A 26,081-nucleotide genomic window follows, 5' to 3' on the forward strand; every position below is an offset into this window, starting at 1 on the left:
AGACTTTTCACGCGGCATCGCCTCGTATCTAACACGCATGCGCAAGGCACTACTCTCCGCCCTCGTCGCCCTCCTCGTCGTCTCTTCGGGGTGTATGGGCCTCATCACGGGCGAGACGGTAGCGTTCGAAGCCGCTCCCGCCGCCGTCGAGGACAGCACGCTGGAGTCGACCGGCTACGAACTGACCAACGCGACCGAACAGAACATCACCCGTGACGTCACGTTCGCCGGGCAGGAGCGGACGATTCGGGTCGTCAACCACGTCTCGCAGTACCAGCGCGGGGTCGACCTCGGACCGCTCGGGACGGTGGAACTCGCCCGCTTCGTCGTCGTCTCCACGCCGGGGGCACAGGTCGCCGGCCAGACGCTGAACCCCGCCGCACAGTGGTCGAATCGCCGCGTCGTCGAACAGTTCGCCGGCCGCGCGGGTGGCGTCAGCGACGTCCAGTTGGAGCAGAACCGCACCGTCGAGGCGCTCGGCGAACCGCGCGACGTGGGGATGTTCTCGGGAACGACCACGGTCCAAGGACAGGAATTCGACGTGACCATGCACGTCGCCAGTTTCGAACACGAGGGCGACGTCATCATCGTGGTCGCCGTCCACCCCGAACAGGTCGACGAGCGAGCGAAGGTCGACGCGATGTTCGGCGGCCTCACTCACAGCGGCGACTGACCGCGCGTCAGACGGGGGTACGCTTTTTTGTCGATAGCGTGATTGCTTGGCCATGCAGTCCGTTTCGTTCGCGGGCGCGGTCCTCACCGCTGCCGGTCTAGCGGGGTACGTGGTCGGCGTCGCGACCCCCTATCCCGGCCGGGCGCTCTCGCTGACCGCGCTCATGGTCGGGTTGACGGCACTGGCGGTCGGGCGGTCCGGGCGAGCGGAGGGGTCGCCGTGATTTCCGCGCTCGTCTATCACGACCAGACCGCGGTCGCCTACGACGACCTCGACAGCGCCCGCCGCGCCGTCGGGACCACGTGGGTCCACGCCGCCGACGCCTCGGACGCCGAGATAGACGCCATCGCCTCGGCGTTCGACCTGCATCCGCTGGCTATCGACGACCTCCGAGGCGACGTCAGAGCCAAGACCGAGGAGTACACCGACCACACGTTCGTTCTCGTCAAGAGTGCCACCCTCACAGCGGGGGAGACCACGTTCGAGAAGGAGGTCCGGACCTCCCCTATCGGCATCTTCGTCGGGCGTGACTGGGTCGTCACCCTCTCGCTCGGTCCGGCGGCCCCGGTCCGCCGGGTGATGGACGCGGTCGAACGCGGCGACGAACGCCTCCTCCACCGTGGCCCGGACTTCACGGCCTACCGCGTCGTCGACGTGGTCGTCGACGCCTACTTCGACCTGCTGGACGACGTCGAGACGGACATCGAGGAGATAGAGGAGGAGGTGCTCGTCTCGACGGACATCGAGACGCTGGAGAAGATAAACGACGTGCGCCGGGATCTGCTCTCCTTCCGCAAGCAGGTGTGGCCCGCCCGCGAGGCCGTGGGCGTCCTCGCCCGCGGCGACCCGGCCCAGATTCAGGGCGCGACTGAGAAGTACTTCCGGGACGTCCACGACCACCTCGTCCAGATAGTGGACCTGACGGAGACGTACCGCGACCTCGTCTCGGGCGCGCGTGACATCTACCTCAACACGCTCTCGCAGTCGACAAACGAGGTGATGAAAGTGCTCACCGTCGTCGCCACCATCTTCATCCCGCTCACGTTCGTCGTCGGCGTCTACGGCATGAACTTCGGCGAGAGCGCGTACAACATGCCGGAACTCGGCTGGACGTTCGCCTACCCCGCGACGGTGCTCGGGATGGCCCTCATGGTCGCGGTGATGCTCGTTCACTTTCGCCGTCGGGGTTACCTATAAACAGAGGGGGACGAGCAAGACGCCCATCGACGCGGCCCGGCGACAGTCGAACCGTGGCGGGAGGTGGCCGACGAGCGTTGCGGCGCCGAACGCGGCGACGCCGACCGCACCGGCGAACACGGCCGAGAGGCCGACGAGACCGGCCAACACGGCAACCGAGAGCCACGCGGGGTCCAGACGGCCGACGGTTCGGAGATAGCGGTCGCCGACAACCGGCACGAGGACGGCGCCGACGACGGACGCGACACCGACCGCCGTCAGCAGGATCGGCAGGTCGAGTGGGACTGCGGCCCGGTTCAGTGCGACGAGGACGCCGGTCCGCGGGTCGCCGAAGGTGAGGAGCGCGAACAGCGCGAACACCGCCGTCGCCGTGTTCACTCCGCTGGTCACGACGACGAACGCGCGCGGCCCGCGGCCGGAGGTGACGCCGAGTGCCAGCGTCGCCGCGATAGCACTCGACACGGCGGGGAGGTAGCCGACCACGGCGCCACACAGGGTCCCGACGGTCGCCAACTTCGCCACGGCACCGGGCGGCGTCGTCACGCACGGGTCCGCCTGCGGCGGGACGCCGTCGCCCTCGATGGCCGCGAGCAACACCGGTGCACCGAACAGGCCCGCGAACAGGGGGACGAGAACGTCGGCGACCGGCAGCACGCTCGACACGGCGGCGTCGAGGAAGACGAGGCCGAGGCCGCCGCTGGCCGCGAGTGAGACGACTGCCCCGACTCGCCGCCGCAGTCCCCGCTCGGTCGCGACGAGGAGGAGCGCCACGCCGCCGAGGACGAGCGGGAGGTTGGCCGAGACGAGCGGGTAGAGCCGCGTCATGGCCCCCGTCACCGGGAGCGCGAGCGGTGCCGCGAGGACGACGGCCCCGCCGCTTCCGAGCGCTGACAGACGAAGGGCCTCCCGCCCCCGTCCCTCGACGACGAGGCGGTGGCCCGGTAGTGCCCCGGCCGCCATCGCGGGGTCCGGGACGCCCAGCGTCAGCGCCGGTACCACGTCCAGAAAGGTGTGGGTCACGCCCGCCGCGAGCATGGCGGCCCCGACCAGCACGCGGGGCCCCGGTACCTCGGCGGCCGTCGCCGCGAGCAACAGCGCCAGCGTGTTGGCGTGCAGTCCCGGGACGAGGCCGCTCAGGGTCCCGAGACAGACCCCGCCTGCGATTGCAACCAACACTCCCGCGACTGCCAGCGGGTCCGCCGTCAGTCTGACCGGGAGCATACGCTCGCTGGTCCCGGCTTCCTACTTCAACGTCCGGTCGACGGCGCGGCCGCTATCGGAGCGGCGCGTGAAAGAAATGAAGTCTGGCGCCTGCCGAGTTAGCCGAAGAGTTCGCCGAGGCCTTCACCGCTGGCGTCGTCGTCCTCGTCGTCGTCGTCGCCGCCGTCGTCGTCGGCCTCTTCCTCGGCCTCGTCCTCGTCGCCTTCGTCGGCGCTCTCGTCACCCTCGGCGGGCGCGGCGGCACCGCCACTGGCGGGGACGGGCGCGGCAGCGGCCTCCTCGACGGCCTCCTCGATGTCGACGTCCTCGAGGGCGGCGACGAGGGCCTTGACGCGGGACTCCTCGACGTCGACGCCGGCGGCGTCGAGCACGTCGGTGAGGTTGTCTTCGTTGATTTCTTCGCCCGATTCGTTCAGGATGAGTGCAGCGTAAACGTATTCCATTGTTCTGTAGTGGTGGTAGTGTTAGAACATCGCTCCGAGCGCGTCGCCGGCGTCTTCGTCGTCGTCGTCCTCGGCCTCGTCAGCCTCGGCCTCGGCGTCGTCGGCGTCGTCCTCGGATGCGGTGTCCTCGGTTTGCTCGTCGGTCGATTCCTCGGTGGCCTGCGAAACTTCCACGTCCTGGAGTTCCTCAGGAAGAGCCTCTTTGTCGTCGATTTGCGAGGCGAGCGCGCGGACCTGTGCGTCGGCCTTGCTCACGAGGTCGGGGACGACCTCGGGGTCCTCGATGGCGGCCTGGAGCGCGAGGCTCTTGGCGTCGCCACGGGCGGACTGGAGCATGGTCGGCACGGTCTGTGCGGTCGGGTAGCCGGCGTTGACCGAGAGGTTGAACGCCTGCCCGGCGGCCGCACGGATGTTCTGCTCGTACTCGTCGACGTCCAGTTCGAGTTCCTCGGGTTCGAAGAGGACGCCGTCGGCGAAGACGCCGCGCAGGTCGAGACCGACCTCTTTGGGTTCGATACCCAGTTCGTTGAGGACGTTCGCGAGGTCCTGCGAGACCTCCTCGCCGGCGTCGAGCACCGTCGAGTCGGAGAGGACCTGAATCGACCCCTCCTGGATGCGGGCGTCCGCACCGACGGCCTGCAGTTCGCCGACGAACGGACCCGGGTCGACACCGGTGTCGCCCTCGGGGATGACGATGTCGTTCGGGGCGACTTCGCCGGCGCCGATGGGCGCGGGCGTCTTCGACGCTTCGAGTTCCTGGAACAGCGAGAACGGGTTGCTGTCCGTGCCGATGAGGCCGACCTGCCCGCTGACGAACTGCGTCAGGTCTTCGAGGCCGTCGTCGACCTCTTCGAGGGCGCGTCGGAGCAGCGTGTTCCGGGAGACCCGGAGCTCTGCGGTACCGTGCAGGTCGCGGCGCATGTCCTGCAGTTGTCGGGACGGAATCCCGGCGATGTTGACGACGCCGACGCTCTCGTAGGACTCGACCATCTCCACGATGGCGTCGACCTCTTCCTGTTTCCACTGTGGGATGGTGTCTGTCTTGCGTTCGGATTCGGCGCTCATATCAGGCCACCTCCACGGCGGGGCCCATCGTCGTCTTCACGAAGACGGTGTCGATGTTGAGCGGCCCCTTCTCGAGGTCGGCGTGCAGTCGACGGATGATGACGTCGATGTTGTCGGCGATGTCCTCTGCGGACATGTCTTCGGCGCCGACCCGCGTGTGGAAGGTTCTTCGCTCCCCACTGCGGAGCTGCACGGTGTTCTTCATGCGGTTGATGACCTCGACGACGTCGTCGTCGGGGTCGAGCGGTTCCGGCATCTTCCCGCGCGGGCCGAGGACGGTACCGAGATATCGACCGATGTCCTGCATCATGTCCTTCTCTGCGATGAAGAAGTCGGTCTCGTCGGCGAGGTCCTTGGCGGCGTCGTCGTCGCCACCCAGTTCCTCGAGTTCGTCCTCGTCGAGTACGTCGTCTGCTGCCTCCTCGGCACGAAGGGCTGTCTCGCCCTCGGCGAAGACCACAATCCGGGTCTCCTGACCGGTGCCGGCAGGCAGAACGACGGACTCGTCGACGCGGTTCGACGGGTCGTTAAGATCTAAGTCGCGCAGGTTGACTGCGAGGTCGACCGTCTCGCGGAAGTTCCGCTCAGGTGCGTCCTCGAGTGCGCGAGAGACTGCGTTCTCTATTTCCTGGTCTGCCATTGTTCACCTCCGTAGTACGCCAAACGGCTTCTACGGGTCAGTGAAACAGGCGGATGCCTGTCTCGTGCGGCAAGAGGCCAATGCGACACTTAAAGCCGTCGAACCGACACTCCCACGGTTTATTACGCGACGGGCAATGGGTCGATGTAATGCGTCTCCGGTCGGGGTTCCTCGGCGTGCTGTTCGTCGTCGCCCTCGTGTTGTCGACGGTCGTGCTCGCCGGGTTCGCCCTCCACCGCTCGGAGATTACGACACAGGAGCGAGCGGCACTCGAATCGGACGCGCGCACCGTCGCGGCCGACATCGACACCCGGTTGCGCGAGAAGCGCTCGACGGTCGCCCTGTGGGCGAGCAACGACGCCGTCGCCGACCACGGGTCCGTCGACCAACAGCGAGCGGTCGGGACGTTCCGTCGCCAGACGGTGTTCGAGGGGACGTCCGTGGTGGCCGCCAACGGGACGATGACCGCCTTCGACGCGGCGGATGCCTCGCTGGCGGACCGAGCCACGCTGGTCGGGCAGGACTTCGGTGACCGGACGTACGTGCGGACGGCGCTCCGGGGGAAGTCGTACATCAGCGCCCCGTTCGAGGCCGAGAGCGGCAACTTCGTCGTCATCCTGTCGGCCCCCATCCGCGCGAACGGGACCGTCGTCGGGACGCTCAACGCCGCCTTCCACCTGACGGCGACGGACTTCTTCGAGCGGTCGACTGACACGCTTCCCTCCGGCCATTCCCTGCGCATCGTCACCGGGTCGGGGACCACGCTGTACGACCAGCCACGGGGGTTCCAGTCGCCGCTCACCGCCACGGCGACCGTCGAGTCGACGGGATGGCACGTCGCTGTCACCGCCGACCGGACGCCCCTCCAGCAGCGCCTGCGCCAGTCGACCGGGCTACAGGCCGGGGCCATACTGGCGACGCTACTGGTCGTCGCGAGCCTCGGCGTCTGGGCCTCACGACGGACGATTCGGCAGATAGAGAGGCTCTCCGAAGGGTTGGGTTCGCTCGAGGCTGGCGAGTACGACACGTCGCTGGACCTCGGCCCCGCGACGGAGTGGCGGCGAATCAGCGACCAGTTCGACGCGCTCGCGGCGACGCTCGACCGCCGGGAGTCCCAGTTGTCGGTGTTCAACAGGGTGTTCCGACACAACCTCCGAAACGACATGTCGGTCATCATGCTCTCGACCGAACAGATTATGGCCGCCGAAGACACCCCCGAATCGGTTCAGAGCGCGGCCGAGCGAATCTACAACCGCGCGGAGTCGTTCATGGCGACGACCGAACACGCCCGGGCCATCCACGACGAACTCTTAGACGGGGGGCCGTCGGCTCCAATTCCGGCCGACGTGTCGACCGTCGTCGAGGAGGTGGCCCACTCGCTCCGGACGAGTTATCCCGACGCGTCCGTCGCGGTGTCCGTGGCTGAGACTGCAGTCGTCAACGGTGGGCGGCGACTCCCCCTCGTCCTCACCGAACTCGGGGAGAACGCCATCGCGCACAGCGACCACCCATCCGACGCACGCCATCTCACGTTCGACGTGCGTCGAGAGGGTGAGATGGTCGCAATCGCCGTCAGTGACGACGGGCCGGGGATGCCCGAGACCGAACGGGAGTTACTGGTCGGGGACCGCGAGGAGACGCCGACGGCCCACGGGAACGGTCTCGGCCTCTGGTTGGTCAGGTGGCTGGTCGGTTCGTTGGACGGGTCGATAGCCGTCTCGACGCCGGACGACGGCGGGACCACGGTCACCGTCCGGATGCCTGCCGACCCGGACGACGAGGGATAGGTGGCGCTCTGCGCTTCCGACCCCTGTCGGCACTCGGCACGGAGAGGAGACCGCAAAATCGCTGTGTGAGTTGCTGCCCGCGTTCAAGCCGCGGCGGCTTCGGCGAACTCGTCGTCGTACTCGCCCTCGTCGATGCGCTTCTTGAACTCGCGGGGGTCGTTGCCCTCGATGGTGACGCCCAGCGAGGTGCAGGTGCCCACGACTTCCTTCGCGGCGTTCTTCAGGTCGTACGCGAGCAGGTCGGACTGCTTCTGCTCGGCAATCTGCATCACTTGGTCGACCGTGAGGTCGGCGACGAACTCCTCGTGGGGTTCGCCGCTCCCGGTGTCGAAGCCGGCCTCGTCCTTGACGAGTTCGGCCGTCGGCGGGACACCGACGTCGATGGAGAAGGAGCCGTCGTCCTCGTACTCGATGGTGACGGGGACCTCGGTGCCGTCGAACGCCTCTGTCCGGTCGTTAATCTCCTGCACGACTGCCTGCACGTCCACGGGCGTCGGTCCCAGCTCGGGGCCGAGGGGCGGGCCAGGGTTGGCCTGCCCGCCGGGGACGAGCACTTCGATAGTTCCAGCCATGTTCGGTCAAACCGTCCCGGCAGTTTAAAGGATTGCGTTTCAGCCATCTCCGCGTGAGGTCCACACACGGTGCCGTGCGGAGATAGCTACGCACCGTCGGCCGACCCGAGCACGCCGGTAATCAGCACACGTGAAAAACCGGCTGGAGTGTCGTCTGGCGACCTCAGGCGAACGTGACGCCGTTCATCGCGAGGAAGTCGCCAGCGTCCTTGATTTCGACGGGAGAGCCGATGATTCGAACCCGTCCGTCTTCCTTCCGGACGGTGACCATGAACCGGGTCTCGAGTTCCTCCCTGATGCCTTCGAGCGCACCAGCAGGTAACAGAATCTGCGTGCTGTCACGAAACCGATCAGCACCAGCCATTATCGGATTTTGATAGCGGCGCTCGTATAGGTGTGTCGGAATCCCCGAGTGACGGTCGGTCCGCTCGCGGACCGCAGTGTCCACAGACGGCGCCCGTGGGCTTCTCGTTCGCGATACTCGGGGCGTCACCGCTCGCGGCGGGGCGTCGCTGACAGCAGGTGGTGACCGACCTGTTCGGAAAGGGAAGAAAGCCTTATTCGGTGGGAGCGGCCGACGTACAACTAATGGGGCTCGAAGAGGAGATACAGGAACTCGAAGACGAGATAGCGGACACGCCCTACAACAAGTCGACAGAGGCCCACATCGGACGGCTGAAGTCGAAGCTCGCGGAGAAGAAGGAGAAGCTCGAACAACAGTCCGGCTCCGGCGGCGGCGGCGGGTACGGCGTGGAGAAGCACGGCGACGCGACGGTGGCGCTCGTCGGGTTCCCCAGCGTCGGGAAGTCCACCCTGTTGAACGCCCTGACGAACGCGGAGTCCGAGACGGGCGCCTACGAGTTTACTACGCTCGACGTCTATCCCGGGATGCTCAAGCACAAGGGCGCGAACATACAGATTCTGGACGTCCCGGGTCTCATCGAGGGGGCGGCCGGCGGTCGCGGCGGCGGCAAGGAGGTGCTGTCGGTGGTCCGGACCGCCGACCTCATCGTCTTCATGGTCTCCGTCTTCGAGATAGACCAGTACGACCGCCTGCGCGAGGAACTGTACGAGAACAAGATTCGCCTCGACACGGAACCCCCGCGCGTGAACATCCGGAAGAAGGCCAAGGACGGGTTGACGGTCAACAGCTCCGTCGACCTCGAACTGGACGAAGAGACCATCAAGAGCGTGCTGCGCGAACACGGCTACGTCAACGCCGACGTCACCATCGGCGAACAGGTCGACCTCGACAGACTCATCGACGGCGTGATGGACAACCGCGAGTACGTCCCCTCCCTCGTCGCGGTCAACAAGGCCGACCTCATCGAACCGGACTACCTCCCGACGGTGAAAGCCGAACTGAAAGAGCGGGACATCGACCCCGAGGAGGCCATCTTCATCAGCGCCGAGGAGGAAAAGGGACTCGACGGCCTCACAGAGCGCATCTGGGAGGAACTCGGTCTCATCCGCATCTACATGGACAAGCCCGGCCGCGGCGTCGACTACGAGGAACCGCTCATCCTCCGGGAGGGCGACACCGTCGACGACGCCTGCGAGAAACTCGGCGGGAGCTTCGACGAGCGGTTCCGCTTCGCGCGGGTGACCGGCCCGAGCGCCAAGCACGACGAACAGCAGGTCGGCCGCGACCACGAACTGGCCGACGAGGACGTCCTCCGAATCGTCGCTCGAAAGTGACGCGCCGGGGGCGGTCGGTGCAGCCACCGTGCGTGCGCGAATGACTGTACTCTTTGCCACCGGGCCCTGCACGCAACCATGGTCGCTGGCCCTCGCCGTCGCCTCGCTGCCGTCGTCGTCGCCGGTCTCGTCCCGTGGACGGTCCTCGTCGTCGGCGGCGAACTGACGCTGGTGTTCACGTTCGGCCTGTTCAACACGAACCCCCCGCAGGTGGTCTCGGTGTACGACTTCTTCTTCCGGTTCACCGACGGCCTCCCGCGGTTCATCGAATCGTGGGGGACGGGCGTCCTGCTGTACCTCCTCGCACTCGGGAGCGCAGTCTCGGGGGTCCTCTGGCGGGAGGACCACCGCATCACAGCGTTGGCGCTCGCCGGTGCGGGCCTCTCCCAACTCGGGGTGGCACTTGGGTTCAACAGGCGTCTCGGCTACGTCGCACTCCCGGTCGCGACCGTCGTCTTGCCCGCGCTCGCGTGGTGGTACTACTGGCCGCTCGTCCGGCCACCTACGTTCGCTGGTTCGGAGTAATCGTGCGTTCGCCGAAGCCCTCGAAGGTAGTGAATGGCGACGTACACGACCTCTCAATCCGTATCCTCCTCAACATAACCGTCTCTCCTCCGTCGGTTAGAGTCAGTCAACTGGTGCAGACTACGTGGATACAGCGCTCGTGTCTGAACGAACATTCCCTGATTAGTAACCGTGGATGTCAGACAGTCGCATGACACAGTTCTGAGATGAACCACAAAGTGCTTATACCCGCCCGAAATCGCTTCTACGGCCCGTTATGCAGTGTGTAACTTGCTCTCATGCATCTCGTCTGACCACAAAGCATTTATAACATCCGGCATAGGTTTACATCGTACCCCTACCCATGGCGCCAGAAGTGAGTACACCGGTTCGGTCTATGCGCGGTCACCGTGGCCGCGTACCGACCACGTGGAAAACGGCTGACGCCGCCCGATAGCAACCAACAAACTATGACAGATACTAACGAAAAAATCCGCAGCCTGTTCCTGACAGCGCTGATGGTCTTCTCGGTGTTCGCGATGAGCACCGCGTTCGCTGGCGGTGCGGCAGCGTCGAGCCACGCAGTCCAGGACGCTGTGGAATTCGATTCTGGCAACGTCGAAGTTGTCTTCGACCAGTCTGCCAGTGGCGTATCGGTTTCGCAAGTGTACATCGACGGTGAGACTTCGAACTCCGCCGGTTCCTTCACGGCCGCCAACGTCGTGAACAACGGCAACACGAAGGAGTTCCAGGTTCAGGCCGGCGGTAGCAACATCGACGTTACCCCGAACCAGAACCTGACGGTCGAATTCAGCAACGGCGAGGTCGCCCAGGACATCGACGTGTCCGCGAACGTCATCCAGCAGGGTGGCACCAGTGGCGACCAGTCGTCCGCTGAAATCGTCCGCCGTGGTGCCCCGGTCGCCATCGTGGCGAGCGGTGACAACACGGACCTCACCATCAACGGTGCAGGCACCACCATCAGCACCACGACCGGCTCCGGTAGTAACGTGTTCGTTCTGGACACGGACGACCTGGACACCGGCGAGACGTACCGCGTCCGCTACGGTGGCTCCAGCACCGGTCAGCAGTACTTCAACGTGACCAGCCTCGGCCTCAGCGCCGAAGCCCAGGACACGGAACTGACCACTGACGACACCCTCGAGGTCGACGTCACCGCCAACCGCGGTGGCCCGGCCGTCGCCGAACTCATCGACGAGGACGGCGACGTCGTCAAGGCCAACACGGTCTCCATGACCGGTGGCCAGACGGTCACGACCGAGTTCACCTTCACGGACGACGAAGCCGGTTCGTACACGGTCAACGTGACCGACAACAACACCGGTACCACGGTCACCACCGACCAGATCAACGTCACCGAAGCCCAGGCAGGTCAGGCTTCCTTCGGTTCCTCGGTCGTCACCGAGAACCAGGGTGACGTCGCGTCCATCCCGATCGAACTCGAGAACACCGACCAGGCTACCCTGAACATCGGGAACCGGGTCAACGACAACTACAACATCACGGTGCAGGTCGAGGACGGTAACGACGACGGTCGCGTCGAAGTGCTGTTCAACACCTTCTCCGCAGGTTCGACCAGCAACTACGACGCCGTCATCGTCGCTAACGACAGCGACGACGACGTCACCGTCCAGAACGAGGCCGGTGAGTTCGTCCGCTCGGGTGACGGTACCCTGAACGACGGCTTCGACCGCCCGTCCTTCGGTGGCAACATGCTCGACCCGACCGAGTACGACATGAACGTCACGGCGGGTCACACCACGTTCGTCACGGACGAGGACGACGTCGCGGCTCTCTCCCTGCAGGAGAGCTCCGTCGACAGCGCCCAGGTCTGGACGGCCCCCGGCAGCATCGAGAGCGACCTCAACAACGAGGACGCTGAAGCCGCCGACGTCTACGACTTCGTCTCGACCAACAACATCACGCAGTCCGAAACGGTCGCGCAGGACGACCTCGCGATCGTTCAGGTTCAGGCCTCCGGCTTCGAGGGTGCCTTCCAGTACTACGACGCCCAGAGCGACCTGAACGCCACGTCCACGTACAAGGCGCTCGACAACGCGACTGGTACGGTCAACTTCACGCTCGAAGAGGCCGACGCCGGTCCGAACGCTAACGCGAACGACTTCCGCGTTGGCACGGACATCAACAACGAGAACGTCCACGTCATCTACGACGAGCAGAACGACACCCACTTCGTCGTCATCGACGAGGCGGGTCTCGACATCGCCGACGGTAAGGAATACGTCGCCAACTTCACCGCCGAAGACGACCTCGACAACGTCGAGGACACGGTCGAAGTGAACGACTCCTTCACCGTCGAAGAGCGCACGTCCACGCTCAACGAGGACGAAGACATCACGGTGCAGGCTGCCAGCGGGCAGGAGATCACCGGTACGACCAACGTCGCACCCGGTACTGAAGTCACCATCCAGGTCCGCAGCTCGGACGACAACAGTCCGTTCCTACTCCAGCCCGAAGCCATCGTTCAGGCCGACGGTAGCTTCACCGCTGTCGCCGACTTCAGCGACCGCAGCCCCGGCACGAACTTCACGGTTTCGTCCGGCATCTCGGACGACGAGATCGACGGTCAGATCACCGAGGCAGCCTCTGCCTCCGTGAGCATCAGTGACCAGGAGTCCAACGGTGACACGGTCGTCGTCGACAGCGCCACGCTGTCCGAGGGCGGCTTCATCGCCATCCACGAGGGCTCCGCCTCCGGTGACGTCATCGGGGCCTCCAGCTACCTCGAAGCTGGCAGCCACGAGGACGTCGAAGTCACGCTGAACACCACGCAGGACGAGGACTTCACCGCGGTCGCCATGCCGCACCTCGACACTGACGGTGACCAGACGTACGACTTCCCGTCCAACGACGGCCCGTACACGGCTAACGGCTCCGCTGTGACCGACTCTGCCAACGTGACCATCGTCTCCGACGACGGTACCACGACGGAAGAGCCGACCACGGAAGAGCCGACCACGGAAGAGCCGACCACCGAGGAGCCGACCACGGAAGAGCCCGAAGAGCCGACCACCGAGCAGACCGAAGAGACGACCACTGGTGACAGTGGCCCCGGCTTCACTGCCGTCATCGCGCTCGTCGCGCTCGTCGCCGCTGCGCTCCTCGCGGTCCGCCGCGACAACTAACGGGAACAGTTCCCGTCCCTGACTTTCGCCCTTTCTTTCGCGCGGTACGTCGGTAGCGGCAGCACCGGCGCCACGGGTGGGAACGGCGGCCACACGTCGGCGCAACGACAAAGCATATAGGCAGTATTAGCCAACGTAGGCACAATGCGTCCCCCCGTCCTGCAGTCTACCGTCTCGCTCGGTGGGCTGTCGTTCGACCCGCTGGTGTGGTCGGAGCCCCTGATGTGGCTGGTACTCGCGACCTTTCTCGGAAGTGCCGTCCTCCACCGGTACGACGAGGAGTGGGCTCGCCGCGTCGCAGTCACGGGGTGGGGACTGTTCGCCGTGTTCTGGCTGGTGCTCGCACCGCACTTCATCCTGACACAGAAGAGCGCCATCGAAGGCGTGGGGGGGCTGGCGGCCGTGCCGTTGTCGCTGTACGCGGGCTACCTGCTCTGGAACGGGCGGGACTCGCTGTTCGTGCTGACGCGAGCGGTGGGGTTGATGGGTATCGTCTACGTCCCGTTCATCACCGTCGACCCGCTGCGACAGTGGCTGGTCGAACTGGTCACCGACCAGACGGCGTTCTTGCTGTCGCTGGTCGGCGTCGACCCGCTGGTCGTCGACGGCTTCACGCACGAGGGCATCCGAATCGCCACGAAGCAGTACCCCTACGAGAGCACGTTCTGGTTCGAACACGAGGAGGGCCCAATCACGTACAACATCCTGCTTGCGTGTACGGGCATGGGCAGTATCTCCATCTTCGCCGGCGGCATCCTCGCTGTGTCGGCGCCGTGGCGCCGAAAGCTCCGGGCGCTCGCGGTGACGGTGCCGGTCATCTACGTCCTGAACCTGTTCAGAAACGTCTTCATCGCCATCTCGTTCGGCCAGCAGCGGATGCAGTGGTTCGAAGGGGTAATCATCTCGCTGTTCGGCCTCTCGGACCCGCGCATGGTGTCGTACTACGTCGCCGACCGCATCCTCGCACAGACGGGGTCGGTGGTGGTGCTGGTCGTCATCACGTGGCTCCTCGTCCGAGAGCTACCGGAGATAACCGTGCTCGTCGAAGACCTGCTCTTCCTCGTGACGGGGACGGAGTACGACCTCCAGAGCGCGTTCGCTACCGACGCCGAGGAGACGGAAACGGCGGCCGCACCGGGCGACGACTAGGGAGCGCCGGCGATGGCGCTCAGGGCGTCCTCCTCTATCGGGTGGCGCTCGGCCGGAATGACCAACATGTGAAGCGGGTCGCCGAAGGACTGCGTGGCGAGTTCGTCGAGCGTGTCGGCGACGATTGTCGGGTCGGGGCTGCCGGCGCGGGCCACGACGACGCCCAGCGTCTCGGGGAACTCCGGCGCGAGTAACCCGGCGGCGTGGTCGGCGGTCATGTACGTGTCGTCGCTGTCGTCCCAGTGGGGGTCGTCGACCTTGATGTCCAGATAGACCAGCGTGTGGAGGTCGCGGGACCGGTTGTCTTCGATGGTTCGGACGACGCTGTCGGGGACGCCGTCGCCGCCGTGGGCCTGTTCGAACGGGAGCGTCGTCGCCTTCCCGAAGCGGTAGTTCTGGAGGCCGGTCAGCGACGCCGCGGCGGTCTGTGCGGTGGTCCCGTGGATTACGCGGGTCTCGATGCCGCGCTCCTCGGCGCGCAGGCGGAGGTCCGTGTGGGTCGTCGAGACCATCGTGTCACCGGCGGTGAGGAAGACGACGTCTGCCGTCTCCGCGGCGTCGAGAACCGGTTCGGGGTCCTGTTCGACGCCGGCGCGGTCACGAACCTCGATGGTCGTGTCGTGGTAGGCTTCCAGCGATTCGAGGTCTGTGCCGACCAGCCGACTGGTGTAGAACTCCGCGAAGACGCGGTCGGCGTCCCGGATGGCGTCCCGCCCGGCGACGGTGACGGACCGCTCGTCGTAGAGGCCGAGTCCGACGAAGGTGAGCATACCCTCCGTCGGTCGCCGCGGGGGATAAAGGGCGCGAAGCGTCAGGCTTACCGCCCGTGGTCGGGGAGAGAGCGTATGGGCGTTCCCTGCGTTCGCGTCGCTCGCGAGGACGGCGAGGCGACCCGCAAGCGACTTGCCGAGGCTGGCCTCGTCGAGGACGGCTACGACATCACTGTCGAGGACGGGTCGCTGTACATCCCGGTCACCGACCCGACGGCCGTCCCCGACGACCTCGCAGTCGTGGAGTTCGACGCGCCGGTCCGCGAAGGCCAGACGATGCCGGCGGACGTCCTCGGCTTCGACCCGAGTTACGAGCGCATCGGGAACATCGTCATCGTCGACGAAGACGACCCACAGCGGGCACGCGAGATAGCCGACGCCATCGTGTCTTCGGACTTGCCAGTCGAGGGCGTGCTGAACCGCGCCTCGAAGATTAAAGGCGAACAGCGGGTCCGGGACTGGGAGGTGCTGGCGGGCGACACCACCGAAGTCCTCCACCGCGAGTACGGCTGCGCGTTCGAACTGGACCTCGCGAAGATGTACTTCTCGCCCCGTCTCGCGACCGAACGCCACCGCGTCGTCGAACAGGTCCGCGAGGGCGAACAGGCGTTCGACATGTTCGCAGGCGTCGGGCCGTTCGTCGTCCCGTTCGCCAAGCGCGGGGCCACCTGCGTCGGGACGGACATCAACGAGGCGGCCATCGAGTACCTCCGGCGGAACGCCGAACGCAACGGTGTCGCCGACCGCATCACGGCCATCTGCGGGGACGTCCGCGACGTCGCGGCAGAGTACGAGGGGTGGGCCGACCGCGTCGTGATGAATCTCCCGCACAGCGCCGACGAGTTCGTGGACACGGCGGTCAGACTGGCGGGCGACGACTGCGTGGTCCACTACTACGACATCCAACCCGACGAGGACCTGTACGGCCCCGGAGAGCGGGCGATACGCGCCGCGGCCGAACCCGAGTACGAGGTGTCCGTCGAGACGCGCCGGGCCGTCCGGTCGTACGCGCCGGGCGAACAGAACGTCGTGTTGGACGTACGACTCCGCCGGTGACCGCCTCCCGGCCGGCCTGTGACGAACAGTTATGTGGGTCGGGCAGGTGGTGCGAACTAGCGACAGATGGGTGTGAGCGCGGCCGACGACATCGACGTTCGTGACATCTCGCCCATGGCGTGGCGACTACTCCGCGTCGCGGCCGGGTTCGGACAGCGAGAGGTCGAGGCGGAAGTCGACGACATCATGCAGGCACACGTCTCGATGCTCGAGAGCGACACCCGTAGCCTCTCGGAGGCGCGACTGGAGGAACTGTTCGACCTGTATCGCGCCGAGATGACCGACGAACAGCTGTGCGTACTGGTGGAGAACTTCTGAGAATGACGGGGGTACACACGCGGCCGACGGAGGGTAGAGGGACGAGAGAACGATGCGGCTGGGGGTGTCGGCGGTGACGTGGAACGGACACGCGCGGCCCCGGCGCCTCGCCGCCGCACTCGGCACCGCTGTCGTCGTCACCGCGCTCGTCGCCGGGGCACCGGCGCCGTCGGGACTGGACCCGGCGGCCCAGTACGCGCTGGCGACGATGGCGCTGGCGGCCATCCTCTGGGTGACCAAGGCGCTCCCGTTACCCGTGACGGCGCTGCTCATCCCGGTGGCGCTGACCACCTTCGGTATCTACGACTCGATGGAGCGGGCGCTGTCGGGCTTCGCCGACCCGCTCATCTTCCTGTTCGTCGCGGGGTTCATGCTCGCGAAGGCGCTCCAGACACACAACATCGACCGCCGGCTGGCGCTGACACTCATCAACCGGATGGGGCGGTCGCCGCGTCTGCTCATCCTCGCCATCATGCTCGCGACGGCGTTCATGTCGATGTGGGTGTCGAACACCGCGACGACGGCGATGATGACGCCCGTCGCGCTCGGCGTCCTCGCGCAGGTGGTCGGCAGAGAGTCCCCCGACGGCGAAGTGTCGAACATGCGTGTGGCGACGCTTCTGGGGACGGCCTACGCCGCGAGCGTCGGCGGGGTCGGGACGCTCATCGGGACGCCGCCGAACGTCGTCGCGGTCGCCTTCCTCGACCGACTGGTCGGCGTCGAGATATCCTTCGCGCAGTGGCTCGCCGTGGGCCTCCCGGTCGTCGTCGTCACGCTCCCACTGACGTGGTACGTCCTGACCTTCTGGCTGTACCCGCCCGAAATCGACAGCGTGCAGGGCGCACAGGAGCAGGCGGCGACGTACCTCGAAGAGGAGGGCGCCCTCTCCTCGCGGGGCCGGCGTGCGGCCTACATCTTCGCGGCGACGGCCGGCCTGTGGATTCTCGGCGGCCTGGGGTTCCTCTTCGAGGGCGTCCTCCCGGACCCGTGGTTCGTGACGCTGTTCGGCGGCGAGGGCGAGAGCGTCTTCGGGTTGACCGGTCACCGGGGCGTCCTGTACTTCGTCGTCGTCGGTCTGCTGGCCATCCCCGCGCTGGTGCTCGCCGACGCGGACGACTGGGAGAACCTCGTCGACATCGACTGGGGGACCATCGTCCTGTTCGGCGGGGGCATCTCGCTGGCCGACGCGCTGGCCGAGACCGACGCGACGGAGTGGCTGGCCCGGCGCGTCTTCGACGCCGTCGTCGGCGCGCCGCTGGTGTTGGTCGTCCTCTCGGTCGTCGTCTTCACCATCCTCGTCACCGAACTCTCCTCGAACACGGCCACGACGACGATTGTCGCGCCGATTCTCGTCGGCCTGGGGGGCGTCCTCGCGGGGACGCTCGGCGTCGACCCGGTCCCGGCGGCGGTGTTCCTCACGGTGACGGGCGCCATCGCCGCCAGTTTCGCCTTCGCGCTCCCCGTGGCGACGCCGCCCAACGCTATCGTCTTCGGGAGCGGCCACCTCGAACAGCGGGACATGATTCGCGCGGGCGTCGTCCTGAACGTCCTGATGACGGTCGTCCTCACGCTGTTGCTCGTCGTCTTCTTCTCGGTGCTGTGGCCGACCGTCCTCTGGTGAGGGCCCACAGCCCACGCGACTCGGTGTCCCTCGGCACCGACTGCCAAGCAATCCTTAATGTTTAATAGAGTCCATCACATTGGCCCGTACAGAGCGTGTATCACTGATACACGCGCTACACAAACCAATGACCCGAAAACACGACCGACGGCAGTTTATCAAGGTTGCGGGGAGCGCAGGCGTGCTAGGACTGACCGGACTCGCTGGCTGTTCCGGTGATGGCGGCGACGGCGGTGGCGGTGACGGCGGCGAGGGCGGCGACGGCGGCAGCGACGGTGGTTCCACCGGCGACGGCAGCGGCGGGACGAACACTATCCGCCTCGGCGGGTCGATGAGTCTCTCCGGCGACAACGCCGACCTCGGGAAACTGTACAAGGACGCGTACGAACTCACCATCCAGCGAATCAACGAGTCGGGCGGGTTCGAGGCCGGCGACGGCAACACGTACGAACTGGAGATGGTGTTGCGCGACGACGGGACGGACGCCTCGGCGTCGAAGTCCATCTACCAGGAACTCATCGACCGGGAGAACATCGACTATCTGTTGGGGCCGTACTCCAGTACGGTGACGCTGCCGGCCAGCGCGGTGGCCGCACAGAACCAGAAGCCGATGGTCGAGGGCGGCGGTGCCAGCCCCGAAATCTTCAGTCAGGGCAACGAGTGGATATTCGGCCTCCTGCCGACGGCCAACAAGTACGCGAAGAGTTTCATCGACATGTGCCTCGCGCAGGACCAGGCGCCGGAGTCCATCGCCATCCTCGCGGAGGACGGGACGTTCAGCCAGTCCACCGCCGAGGGGGCACGGCAGAAGATTTCGAACACCGACCTCGAAATCGTCGTCGACGCGACGTTCCCGTCCGATACGTCGGACCTCTCGACGAACCTCGGGAAGGTCCGGAACCAGGACGCCGACATCCTCCTGCTGTGTGCCCACCAGAAGCACAACATCATCCTGGCCAACCAGATGGAGAGCCAGAACGTCAACGTCGACGCGGCGATGGGGACCGTCGGCAGCCTCAACGAGTCGTTCAAGAACGAGGTCGGCCCGAACGGCGACTACATGTACGGCCCCTCCTCGTGGGCGGTCAACGCCGACTTCGAGGACCCGGTCTTCGGCACCACGGGCGACTTCGTCTCCGCCATCGAGGAGAACTACGGCTACACGCCGGACTACCACAGCGCCGCCGGGGAGGGCGTCATCCTGACGTTCATGAACGCGTTCAAGAACGTCAGCGAACTCGGGCCCACGCCGGTCCGGAACCAGATTCGGAAGTCGGACTTCTCGTCGGTGTACGGCAACGTCGCCTTCGACGACAGCGGGGTCATCGACAAGAACATGCTCGTCTACCAGTGGCAGCCGGACCCCGGACTCCAGATTACGTACCCCGAGAACGTCGCCCAGTCCGACCCCATCTACCCGATGCCAGACTGGAGTGAGCGCTGAGACAGATGCCGTTCACGCAGTTCGTCGTCAACGGCCTGCTCATCGGAGCTCTGTTCGCGGCGGTAGCCGTCGGGTTCGCGCTCATCTGGGGCGTCGTCGACATCATCAACCTCGCCCACGGCGAGATGGTGATGCTCGGCGGCTACACCTCCTACTGGGTGTTGTCCCTCATCACCGGCAACGCCGAGGGGTCGCCGTTGCTGTTCCTCGCGACCATCCCGGTGGCCATCCTGGTGCTGTTCGGCGTCGGCTACGCGCTCCAGCGGACGCTGGTCTCGCGGGTCATCGGGACGGACATCTTCCTGACCCTGCTGGTCACGTTCGGCATCAGCATCGCCATCCAGCAACTGGCGTTGCAGGCGTGGTCGGCGAACCCGCGGTCGATTCAGGTCAGCTTCGCCGACCCGTCGTTCACGGTGGTGGGGCTCGTCGTCCCGAAGATGAAACTGGTCGCGTTCGTCGGCGCCATCGTCCTGACGGCGCTGCTGTGGGTGTTCCTCCAGCGGACCCGGACGGGGCGGGCCATCCGCGCCGTCTCACAGAACCCGGAGGCCGCGGCGCTGGTCGGCATCGACGTCGAACACACCCGCGCGGTGACGTTCGGCGTCTCCTCGGCCATCGCCGGGGGCGTCGGCGCGTTCATCGCGACCATCCTGAACATCCAGCCACAGATGGGGCTCATCTACACGCTGAAGAGCTTCGTCATCGTCGTGTTCGGCGGCGTCGGCTCCATCCCCGGTGCCCTCGTCGGCGGGCTGCTACTGGGGTCTGTCGAGGAACTGACCGCGGGGTTCATCTCCTCGAAGTGGACGCTGGCGGTGAGCTTCACGCTGCTCATAGTCCTGCTCGTCGTCAAACCGCAGGGCCTGTTCGGTGAGGGGGCAGAACAATGAGTGCGGAGTCGGAGTCGAGCAGCGGATTGCTCCGCTCTATCCTCCCGCCGGACCAGGTGGACCGGCTGTTCGACGTCTGTGGCGCTCACGGCTGGAAGCTCCTGGCGGCCGGCGCGGTGGTCGGCGCGCTCCCGCCGGTGCTCGGCCTCCAGCAGGGGTACTACATGACGGTCGTTTCGGAGATGTTCCTGTTCGGCATCCTCGCGCTCTCGTGGGACATCGTCGGTGGACAGACCGGCTACCCGAGTTTCGGGAACATGGCCTTCTTCGGCATCGGTGCGTACACCACGGCCATCCTCGTCAAGGACTTCGCCGTCTCGTTCCCGGTCGCACTCGTCGTCGCCGGCCTCGTCGCCGTGGCCTTCGCGGCGGTCATCGGCGCCGTCGTGTTGCGCCTCCGGGGCCACTACTTCGCCATCGCGACGCTGGGCGTCCTGCTCGCGGCCCAGCAGATATCCCGGAACCTCGACATCACCGGGGGTGCGAGCGGGAAGATTCTGCTCGAAGTCCCGTCGGGGACCGTCTTCTACTACCTGTTCTTCGCCGTCCTCGTCGCCGAGATGGCAGTGGTCTACTACCTCTCGAACACGCGCTTTGGCTTCATCCTGAACGCCATCCGCGACGACGAGGAAAAGGCCACTGCCATGGGGTTCAACACGACCTACTACAAGACGGCGGCGTGGATGCTGGCCAGCCTCTTCACGGGGCTTGCTGGCGGCGCCTACAGCCTGTTCAACACGTTCATCGACCCACAGACGGCCTACAACGGCGCGTGGAACGTCGAACTCATCGCCATGGCGCTGCTCGGCGGGTCCGGCACCGTCGCCGGCCCGGTCATCGGTGCGTTCGGCCTCCACACCGTCATCGAAATCGTGGAGACGGCCTTCGTCGGGTGGCAACTCGTGTTGCTCGGCGTCGTCGTCATCGTGACGGTCATCGGGTTCCCCGAGGGGTTCGTCGGCACCCTCCGGGAGTACGCGAGCCAGATGGACTACTACAAGCGCGGTGGCATGGCCGCCACCGACAGCGGTGAGGAGGTGAACGAGGATGAGTAAGGCGACCGACGCCGCTGCGACCGACCCGCAGGGCGACCGCGCAGTTCTGCGGACCGACGGCGTCACCAAACGCTTCGGCGGCCTCACCGCCGTCGACGACGTCGACGTCGAGGTACACAAGGGCGAAATCGTCGGTCTCATCGGCCCGAACGGGGCCGGCAAGTCGACCCTGTTCAACTGCATCACCGGGACGCTCAACGCCGACGAGGGGAGCGTCTACTTGCAGGGACAGGACGTCACCGACTGGCCCGAGTACAAGATTGCACGGGCCGGTCTCGGGCGGATGTTCCAGGAGACGCGCATCTTCGGGGACATGACCGTCCGCAAGAACTTGCTACTGGCCGCCCAGGAGGGCGGTGCGAACGTCGGGAACCTGCTTCGCAGACCCGACGATTCGCTGCTCGAACGGACCGAAGAACTGCTGGATTACGTCGACCTCGGCGGCCTCGCGGACACTCGCGCGGGTCGACTGAGCTTCGGCCAGCAGAAACTCATCGAGTTCGCGATGGAGTTGATGGCCGAACCGGACCTGCTGTTGATGGACGAACCGGCGGGGGGTATCAACCCCTCCATGCTGGAGAACCTCATACAGTACATCCGCACCGCCAACGAGGACGAGGAGGCGACCATCTTCCTCATCGAACACAACATGGACTTCGTGATGGAGATAGCGGACCGCATCTACGTCCTCGCCCACGGCGAGCGCATCGCCGAGGGCACGCCGGAGGAGATTCAGAACGACCAGCGCGTCCTCGACGCGTACCTCGGGAGGGAGTGAGATGGCCACGACAGACACAGACACCACCACGACGACCGACCCGATACTCTCGATGGACGACGTGACCTCGGGGTACGGCAACACGACCGTACTCCACGACGTCAGCATGTCCGTCGAGGAGGGACAGATAGCGTGTCTCATCGGCCCGAACGGGTCTGGGAAGTCCACGCTGATGAAGAGCATCTACGGCTTCGCCGACGTGCAGTCGGGGACCATCACGTTCCGGGACGAGGAGATTACGGGGCGCTCGCCCCAGGAGAACCTCAAGAACCGGATGAGCTACGTCCTGCAGGACGCCAGCGTGTTCCCGGGCATGACCGTCCAGGAGAACATGCTGATGGGCGGCTACGTCTTCGACGACGACGAACAGGCCGCCCAGCGCGCCGAGGTGCTGTACGACGAGTTCCCGGTGCTGGGCGACATCCGCCAGCAGAAGGCCGGCACCCTCTCCGGGGGCCAGCGCCGACTGCTGGAACTGGCCCGTGCGCTGATGGTCGACCCGGACCTGATGATGCTCGACGAACCGTCTATCGGTCTCGAACCGCGGTTCATCGACGACGTGTTCGAGCGCATCGAGCAACTCAACGACCTCGGGACGACCATCCTGCTCGTCGAACAGAACGCCGAGAAGGGCCTCTCGGTCGCCGACCGCGGGTTCGTCCTCGCCAGCGGGGAGATAAAGTTTACCGGCACCGGCACCGAACTCCTGAACGACGAGGAGGTCGGACGACTCTACCTCGGTGGCTAACATGTACCGCATACTCGTACCCGTCGACGCCGACCCGGACCGTGCCCGCGGCCAGGCCGCCTTCGTGGCGGAACTGCCGACCGCCGCGGAGAACATCGAAGCGATAGTGACCCACGCGCTGACCCCGGAGGAGATAGACGCACCGGAAGAACTGCAGTCGGTCGACCGCGTCGAGACCGTCCGGTTGGTCCGCGACTACCTCGAAGAGCGCGACATCGCCGTCGAACTGGCCGAGGGCAGTCTGCCGCCGGCCGACGGCATCCTCGGACTGGCAGAGGAGTTCGACGTCGACCACATCGCCATGGGGTCCCGAAAGCGCTCGCCGACGGGGAAAGTCGTGTTCGGGAGCGTCGCCCAGCAGGTGTTGCTGGAGTCGGACGTCCCGGTCACCGTCGTCGGCGCCCGCGAGGCGTGAGAACGCGTCCCTCGACGGCCCCGATTCGCAATCCTTATTGCGGTTATCGCTGCAAGTAAGGGTTGCAGACAGGCACACCCGAGACGAGTTGTCGCAACGTGCGTCTGGCAGTGTGTGCCCGCGCCGGTGTAGCTCAGACTGGCAGAGCGAATCCTTCGTAAGGATTAGGCCGAGGGTTCAAATCCCTCCACCGGCTCTTTCTGACCGAGTACCACGAGGTCGAGAGAGACCTCTGTGGCGGGATTTGAATCAGGGAGGGCTTTACTCCGACCGTGGTACACAATCCCCTCCACCGGCTTGTGTCTCTCGACACTAGCCGTCAGTAACGTCGCTATCGTCGCGCCCTTACTCCGCAGTCTCGAACTCGAACCCGGTAATCGCCCCGCGCCAGTAGGGCAGGTCACCCTCGGGGAGGTTCCACTCGACTGTCCCACGCGTCGGCACGAGCATCCCTCCGCGCTCGGCGTAGTCCCCGAAGTACCCGGTCCAGCGTGCCGTCTCGAACCCGTCGTCGACGGCGCGGTATCGCTCGTCGGCGACCACTCGGTCGACTAGGTCGTCCTCGTCGAAGTGGAAGTCGAGCGACGTCGAGAGGTCGCCGTCGGTGATGGTGGCCCGCGCGGTGCTGTCGTCGACGGGCGTCCACTCGACGCCGCTCTCGGGCAGGAGCGCCGTCGGGAACCAGACGGCCTCGGCGAGATAGCGGGTCAGTTCGCCGGCGTCGAGTTCCGGCGACGGGTCGGCGTCGGCGACGGGAACCGTCCAGAGGAGGTGGGCGGCGAGCGACCCCGTCCCGCCGACGTAGCTATCGACCACGTGTACCGGCAGCACCGACCCCAACCGTATCGTCGCGTCCCAGACGAACCCCGGCGGGTCGACGGCGTACGCTTGCGTGGCGTCGAAGGGGTACCACGCCGAGTCGGCGTCGCCGAGGCGGAACTCGCCTCGCTGGGTCAGTCTCGCGGTGCGGACGTGGGGTGTCCCGGGGCCGAGGACCGTCTCGAAGTACCGGCGGACCGGGTCCGGCAGGTCGGCGACGTCGCTTTCGGTGACGACACCGGCGCCCCCATCGGACGCGCCACGCAGGTCGGCCGTCAGTCGCGTCGTGCGCGACGCTAGCCGGTGCTTTGCCGCGAGGACGGTACCGACCACGGCGGCCGCTAGACCGAGCAGGACGGTTCGACGTGACACCCGTCGTGTCTGGTGCTCCGACGCCGAGTGGTGAGTGGACTCTAGGGACATCGTCGCTCGTGTGCTAGTCGTCGCGGAGGCGAGAAATAGGTGGCTGAGGCGTGTGATAGCACGACAGCGCCGCAGAGGGACGAGCGCCCACCGTCACGAGCGCGGTATAAACGTCCCTCACAGGTGGTGCAGTAGACAGACTCGCAGTGCGGTCGAAGGACAGGTCGAGCGCCGATGTCACGACGCACTCACAGACGGCCCGAGACGCCCGACGACCACGTGCGGAGCGGAGGTGACTGAGCCGTGTCGTATCGGAACGCGTGGCACCGCGACGGCGGCGAGGTGACCTGTCTCGCCTGCGGCGAATCGGTGGCACGCGACGACGCCCGCGAGTACGACAAGCACGGCGACCGCTGGAACCGCGAGGAGAAGTCCTTCGAGTTCCTCTGTAAGCCCTGCTACCGCGAGTGCTGTCACAGTCCGCGACGAGGGCTGGAAGAGCGACTGGTCGAGGCCGGCGCGGGAACGACCGACCGGGAGACCTTCCTCCGGCGGTACTGTGGTCTCGCGCGCGACGAGGCACCCGAGGGCCGGCGCTGACCCGCCCAGCAGTCAGGGCGTGATGACCGCCCGGCCCTCGATTTCGCCGTGTTCCAGTTTCTCGGCCACGGTGTTGATTTCGTCCAGTTCGTACTGGGTCGTATGTAACTGGACGGCGTCGCGTTCGACCAGTGCCACCAGTTCCTGCAGTTCGGTGTACTGGCCGACGATGTTGCCCTGATAGGCGAACTCGCCGTTGACGAGCGCCTGTGCAGGTTCGTGGATGTGGCCGCCGTAGCCGATGATGTGGTGGTCGCCGCCCGCGGCACAGATGTCCGGGGCCAGCGCCGTCGTCTCGTCGGCCCCGACGAAGTCGAGCACCTGCGCCGCGCCGACGCCGTCGGTGATGTCGGCTATCTCGCTCGCCACGTCCTCGCTCTGGGGGTCGACGGTGTAGTGAGCGCCGAGGTCTGTGGCGAGGTCACGGGCTTCCTGTTTGATGTCGACGGCGACGATGTCGGCGGCGCTCATCTCGTCGATGCACTGGAGGCCGATGTGACCGAGACCACCGATGCCGACGACGACGGCCGTGTCACCGGGGTTCAGCCCGCGAACGGCTTTCTTCGCGGCGTGGTAGGCCGTGATGCCGGCGTCGGCGTGCGGGGCGATGGCCGCCGGGTCGACGCCGTCGGGGAGCGGGATGACCGACCGCTCGCTGGTGTGGAGTTGGTCGGCGAAGCCGCCATCGACCGTGAGACCGTTGAACGCCGAATTCTCGCAGTACATCGTCTCGCCCTGCCGGCAGGGGCGACAGGTCCCGCAGGTCTGGACGGGGTGACAGATGACCTGGTCGCCCTCCGAGACTATCGTCACCTCGTCGCCCGTCTCGACCACCGTGCCCGCGTTCTCGTGACCCAGCGTCAGCGGGAGCGTCTGCTCGACGTAGTCGGTCCACATCCCCTCGATGATGTGGTTGTCCGTCTGGCACCAGCCAGCGCCCTCGATGTCGACCACGACGTCGCCGCTGTTCGTTACCTGTGGCGCGTCGACCTCGTCTATCGAGAGGCCGTGTGCCATGTCGTCCGTGTACTGGTGGAGTCTCGCTGCGCGCATCGCATCAATCTGCGGCAGACACCATCATAAAC

Annotated in this window: 27 protein-coding genes and 1 tRNA gene; 19 read left to right on the plus strand and 9 right to left on the minus strand. The window is 66.1% G+C overall.

Annotated features, from left to right (window positions below; translation table 11 throughout):
- The first annotated feature begins 37 nt into the window (after positions 1-37).
- From Hhyl6_RS15715 to corA, 3 genes are read left to right on the plus strand one after another with little or no spacing between them, the layout of a single operon-like run.
- On the plus strand, positions 38-673 hold the full coding sequence (locus tag Hhyl6_RS15715; protein ID WP_483740199.1) for a DUF6517 family protein: 636 nt from the start codon (positions 38-40) through the stop codon (positions 671-673).
- Positions 674-725: 52 nt separating this feature from the next.
- Complete coding sequence (locus Hhyl6_RS15720; RefSeq protein ID WP_483740200.1) at positions 726-896, plus strand: hypothetical protein; 171 nt, start codon at positions 726-728, stop codon at positions 894-896.
- Positions 893-1,870, plus strand: coding sequence for a magnesium/cobalt transporter CorA (corA, locus tag Hhyl6_RS15725; RefSeq protein WP_483740201.1), 978 nt, complete (start codon positions 893-895; stop codon positions 1,868-1,870). Before Hhyl6_RS15720 ends, corA begins: the two co-directional genes overlap by 4 nt.
- On the opposite strand, the gene Hhyl6_RS15730 is transcribed toward corA, so the two are convergent.
- The 4 genes from Hhyl6_RS15730 to Hhyl6_RS15745 form a co-directional block, all read right to left on the minus strand.
- Positions 1,865-3,091 carry a tripartite tricarboxylate transporter permease gene (locus Hhyl6_RS15730; RefSeq protein WP_483740202.1) on the minus strand — a complete coding sequence of 409 codons (1,227 nt, stop codon included), beginning with the start codon at positions 3,089-3,091 and terminating at the stop codon, positions 1,865-1,867. The genes corA and Hhyl6_RS15730 overlap by 6 nt on opposite strands.
- Positions 3,092-3,189: 98 nt before the next feature.
- Positions 3,190-3,534, minus strand: a complete 345-nt coding sequence (gene rpl12p / locus Hhyl6_RS15735; protein WP_483740203.1) for a 50S ribosomal protein P1 — start codon at positions 3,532-3,534, stop codon at positions 3,190-3,192.
- Between the two features lie 21 nt (positions 3,535-3,555).
- Complete coding sequence (locus Hhyl6_RS15740; RefSeq protein ID WP_483740204.1) at positions 3,556-4,599, minus strand: 50S ribosomal protein L10; 1,044 nt, start codon at positions 4,597-4,599, stop codon at positions 3,556-3,558.
- 1 nt (position 4,600) lies between these two features.
- Positions 4,601-5,239, minus strand: coding sequence for a 50S ribosomal protein L1 (locus tag Hhyl6_RS15745; protein WP_483740205.1), 639 nt, complete (start codon positions 5,237-5,239; stop codon positions 4,601-4,603).
- 149 nt (positions 5,240-5,388) lie between these two features.
- On the opposite strand from Hhyl6_RS15745, the gene Hhyl6_RS15750 reads away from it, so the two are divergent.
- A complete protein-coding gene (locus tag Hhyl6_RS15750) occupies positions 5,389-7,026 on the plus strand; it encodes a sensor histidine kinase (protein ID WP_483740206.1) in 1,638 nt (545 codons plus the stop codon).
- Between the two features lie 83 nt (positions 7,027-7,109).
- Here Hhyl6_RS15750 and Hhyl6_RS15755 read toward each other — a convergent pair whose 3' ends face one another.
- Together Hhyl6_RS15755 and Hhyl6_RS15760 are read right to left on the minus strand one after the other, a co-directional pair.
- Complete coding sequence (locus tag Hhyl6_RS15755) at positions 7,110-7,598, minus strand: 50S ribosomal protein L11 (protein ID WP_483740207.1); 489 nt, start codon at positions 7,596-7,598, stop codon at positions 7,110-7,112.
- 163 nt (positions 7,599-7,761) lie between these two features.
- The gene (locus Hhyl6_RS15760) at positions 7,762-7,962 is read right to left on the minus strand and encodes a VNG_1110C family protein (RefSeq protein WP_483740208.1); all 201 of its coding nucleotides are present in this window, start codon (positions 7,960-7,962) and stop codon (positions 7,762-7,764) included.
- Between the two features lie 224 nt (positions 7,963-8,186).
- Between Hhyl6_RS15760 and Hhyl6_RS15765 the strand changes: the two genes are divergently transcribed.
- The 4 genes from Hhyl6_RS15765 to artA all read left to right on the plus strand — a co-directional run bounded on the left by Hhyl6_RS15765 (position 8,187) and on the right by artA (position 14,116).
- Complete coding sequence (locus tag Hhyl6_RS15765; RefSeq protein ID WP_483740209.1) at positions 8,187-9,296, plus strand: OBG GTPase family GTP-binding protein; 1,110 nt, start codon at positions 8,187-8,189, stop codon at positions 9,294-9,296.
- Between the two features lie 78 nt (positions 9,297-9,374).
- The gene (locus tag Hhyl6_RS15770; protein WP_483740210.1) at positions 9,375-9,821 is read left to right on the plus strand and encodes a TIGR04206 family protein; all 447 of its coding nucleotides are present in this window, start codon (positions 9,375-9,377) and stop codon (positions 9,819-9,821) included.
- Positions 9,822-10,270: 449 nt separating this feature from the next.
- Positions 10,271-12,967 carry a DUF7282 domain-containing protein gene (locus Hhyl6_RS15775; RefSeq protein WP_483740211.1) on the plus strand — a complete coding sequence of 899 codons (2,697 nt, stop codon included), beginning with the start codon at positions 10,271-10,273 and terminating at the stop codon, positions 12,965-12,967.
- A 144-nt stretch (positions 12,968-13,111) separates the two neighbouring features.
- On the plus strand, positions 13,112-14,116 hold the full coding sequence (gene artA / locus Hhyl6_RS15780) for an archaeosortase A (RefSeq protein ID WP_483740212.1): 1,005 nt from the start codon (positions 13,112-13,114) through the stop codon (positions 14,114-14,116).
- Here the strand turns inward: artA and dph5 are convergent.
- Positions 14,113-14,886, minus strand: coding sequence for a diphthine synthase (gene dph5 / locus Hhyl6_RS15785; protein WP_483740213.1), 774 nt, complete (start codon positions 14,884-14,886; stop codon positions 14,113-14,115). The two genes, artA and dph5, sit on opposite strands and share 4 nt — an antisense overlap.
- 75 nt (positions 14,887-14,961) lie before the next feature.
- Here dph5 and Hhyl6_RS15790 point away from each other — a divergent pair, with 75 nt between their 5' ends.
- From Hhyl6_RS15790 to Hhyl6_RS15835, 10 genes are all read left to right on the plus strand, one after another.
- On the plus strand, positions 14,962-15,942 hold the full coding sequence (locus tag Hhyl6_RS15790; protein ID WP_483740214.1) for a class I SAM-dependent methyltransferase: 981 nt from the start codon (positions 14,962-14,964) through the stop codon (positions 15,940-15,942).
- A gap of 66 nt (positions 15,943-16,008) precedes the next feature.
- A complete protein-coding gene (locus Hhyl6_RS15795) occupies positions 16,009-16,260 on the plus strand; it encodes a hypothetical protein (RefSeq protein WP_483740215.1) in 252 nt (83 codons plus the stop codon).
- A 52-nt stretch (positions 16,261-16,312) separates the two neighbouring features.
- On the plus strand, positions 16,313-17,881 hold the full coding sequence (locus Hhyl6_RS15800) for an SLC13 family permease (RefSeq protein WP_483740216.1): 1,569 nt from the start codon (positions 16,313-16,315) through the stop codon (positions 17,879-17,881).
- Between the two features lie 127 nt (positions 17,882-18,008).
- Positions 18,009-19,325, plus strand: coding sequence for an amino acid ABC transporter substrate-binding protein (locus Hhyl6_RS15805; RefSeq protein WP_483740217.1), 1,317 nt, complete (start codon positions 18,009-18,011; stop codon positions 19,323-19,325).
- A gap of 5 nt (positions 19,326-19,330) precedes the next feature.
- A complete protein-coding gene (locus tag Hhyl6_RS15810) occupies positions 19,331-20,218 on the plus strand; it encodes a branched-chain amino acid ABC transporter permease (RefSeq protein ID WP_483740218.1) in 888 nt (295 codons plus the stop codon).
- Positions 20,215-21,273, plus strand: a complete 1,059-nt coding sequence (locus tag Hhyl6_RS15815; protein ID WP_483740219.1) for a branched-chain amino acid ABC transporter permease — start codon at positions 20,215-20,217, stop codon at positions 21,271-21,273. Before Hhyl6_RS15810 ends, Hhyl6_RS15815 begins: the two co-directional genes overlap by 4 nt.
- Positions 21,266-22,051, plus strand: coding sequence for an ABC transporter ATP-binding protein (locus tag Hhyl6_RS15820; protein WP_483740220.1), 786 nt, complete (start codon positions 21,266-21,268; stop codon positions 22,049-22,051). Before Hhyl6_RS15815 ends, Hhyl6_RS15820 begins: the two co-directional genes overlap by 8 nt.
- Before the next feature lies 1 nt (position 22,052).
- A complete protein-coding gene (locus Hhyl6_RS15825) occupies positions 22,053-22,799 on the plus strand; it encodes an ABC transporter ATP-binding protein (protein ID WP_483740221.1) in 747 nt (248 codons plus the stop codon).
- 1 nt (position 22,800) lies between these two features.
- A complete protein-coding gene (locus Hhyl6_RS15830; RefSeq protein WP_483740222.1) occupies positions 22,801-23,214 on the plus strand; it encodes a universal stress protein in 414 nt (137 codons plus the stop codon).
- Positions 23,215-23,336: 122 nt separating this feature from the next.
- Positions 23,337-23,410, plus strand: a tRNA-Thr gene (locus tag Hhyl6_RS15835).
- A 149-nt stretch (positions 23,411-23,559) separates the two neighbouring features.
- Here Hhyl6_RS15835 and Hhyl6_RS15840 read toward each other — a convergent pair.
- Entirely contained in the window at positions 23,560-24,405 is an 846-nt protein-coding gene (locus Hhyl6_RS15840; protein ID WP_483740223.1) for a DUF6544 family protein, read from the minus strand.
- A 294-nt stretch (positions 24,406-24,699) separates the two neighbouring features.
- On the opposite strand from Hhyl6_RS15840, the gene Hhyl6_RS15845 reads away from it, so the two are divergent.
- Positions 24,700-24,996 carry a DUF7562 family protein gene (locus tag Hhyl6_RS15845; RefSeq protein WP_483740224.1) on the plus strand — a complete coding sequence of 99 codons (297 nt, stop codon included), beginning with the start codon at positions 24,700-24,702 and terminating at the stop codon, positions 24,994-24,996.
- A 12-nt stretch (positions 24,997-25,008) separates the two neighbouring features.
- Here the strand turns inward: Hhyl6_RS15845 and Hhyl6_RS15850 are convergent, their stop codons facing one another.
- Positions 25,009-26,049: an NAD(P)-dependent alcohol dehydrogenase gene (locus tag Hhyl6_RS15850; RefSeq protein WP_483740225.1), complete on the minus strand. Its 1,041-nt coding sequence runs from the start codon at positions 26,047-26,049 to the stop codon at positions 25,009-25,011.
- Positions 26,050-26,081: the final 32 nt, after the last annotated feature.

The sequence above is a fragment of the Haloarcula sp. H-hyl6 genome, assembly GCF_056934455.1.

Coding starts and splice junctions, on each gene's coding strand:
- Hhyl6_RS15715 (WP_483740199.1), top strand. CDS start 38: ATGCGCAAGGCACTACTCTCCGCCCTCGTCGCCCTCCTCGTCGTCTCT.
- Hhyl6_RS15720 (WP_483740200.1), top strand. CDS start 726: ATGCAGTCCGTTTCGTTCGCGGGCGCGGTCCTCACCGCTGCCGGTCTA.
- Hhyl6_RS15730 (WP_483740202.1), bottom strand. CDS start 3,091: ATGCTCCCGGTCAGACTGACGGCGGACCCGCTGGCAGTCGCGGGAGTG.
- rpl12p (WP_483740203.1), bottom strand. CDS start 3,534: ATGGAATACGTTTACGCTGCACTCATCCTGAACGAATCGGGCGAAGAA.
- Hhyl6_RS15740 (WP_483740204.1), bottom strand. CDS start 4,599: ATGAGCGCCGAATCCGAACGCAAGACAGACACCATCCCACAGTGGAAA.
- Hhyl6_RS15745 (WP_483740205.1), bottom strand. CDS start 5,239: ATGGCAGACCAGGAAATAGAGAACGCAGTCTCTCGCGCACTCGAGGAC.
- Hhyl6_RS15750 (WP_483740206.1), top strand. CDS start 5,389: ATGCGTCTCCGGTCGGGGTTCCTCGGCGTGCTGTTCGTCGTCGCCCTC.
- Hhyl6_RS15755 (WP_483740207.1), bottom strand. CDS start 7,598: ATGGCTGGAACTATCGAAGTGCTCGTCCCCGGCGGGCAGGCCAACCCT.
- Hhyl6_RS15760 (WP_483740208.1), bottom strand. CDS start 7,962: ATGGCTGGTGCTGATCGGTTTCGTGACAGCACGCAGATTCTGTTACCT.
- Hhyl6_RS15765 (WP_483740209.1), top strand. CDS start 8,187: ATGGGGCTCGAAGAGGAGATACAGGAACTCGAAGACGAGATAGCGGAC.
- Hhyl6_RS15770 (WP_483740210.1), top strand. CDS start 9,375: ATGGTCGCTGGCCCTCGCCGTCGCCTCGCTGCCGTCGTCGTCGCCGGT.
- Hhyl6_RS15775 (WP_483740211.1), top strand. CDS start 10,271: ATGACAGATACTAACGAAAAAATCCGCAGCCTGTTCCTGACAGCGCTG.
- artA (WP_483740212.1), top strand. CDS start 13,112: ATGCGTCCCCCCGTCCTGCAGTCTACCGTCTCGCTCGGTGGGCTGTCG.
- dph5 (WP_483740213.1), bottom strand. CDS start 14,886: ATGCTCACCTTCGTCGGACTCGGCCTCTACGACGAGCGGTCCGTCACC.
- Hhyl6_RS15790 (WP_483740214.1), top strand. CDS start 14,962: ATGGGCGTTCCCTGCGTTCGCGTCGCTCGCGAGGACGGCGAGGCGACC.
- Hhyl6_RS15795 (WP_483740215.1), top strand. CDS start 16,009: ATGGGTGTGAGCGCGGCCGACGACATCGACGTTCGTGACATCTCGCCC.
- Hhyl6_RS15800 (WP_483740216.1), top strand. CDS start 16,313: ATGCGGCTGGGGGTGTCGGCGGTGACGTGGAACGGACACGCGCGGCCC.
- Hhyl6_RS15805 (WP_483740217.1), top strand. CDS start 18,009: ATGACCCGAAAACACGACCGACGGCAGTTTATCAAGGTTGCGGGGAGC.
- Hhyl6_RS15810 (WP_483740218.1), top strand. CDS start 19,331: ATGCCGTTCACGCAGTTCGTCGTCAACGGCCTGCTCATCGGAGCTCTG.
- Hhyl6_RS15815 (WP_483740219.1), top strand. CDS start 20,215: ATGAGTGCGGAGTCGGAGTCGAGCAGCGGATTGCTCCGCTCTATCCTC.
- Hhyl6_RS15820 (WP_483740220.1), top strand. CDS start 21,266: ATGAGTAAGGCGACCGACGCCGCTGCGACCGACCCGCAGGGCGACCGC.
- Hhyl6_RS15825 (WP_483740221.1), top strand. CDS start 22,053: ATGGCCACGACAGACACAGACACCACCACGACGACCGACCCGATACTC.
- Hhyl6_RS15830 (WP_483740222.1), top strand. CDS start 22,801: ATGTACCGCATACTCGTACCCGTCGACGCCGACCCGGACCGTGCCCGC.
- Hhyl6_RS15850 (WP_483740225.1), bottom strand. CDS start 26,049: ATGCGCGCAGCGAGACTCCACCAGTACACGGACGACATGGCACACGGC.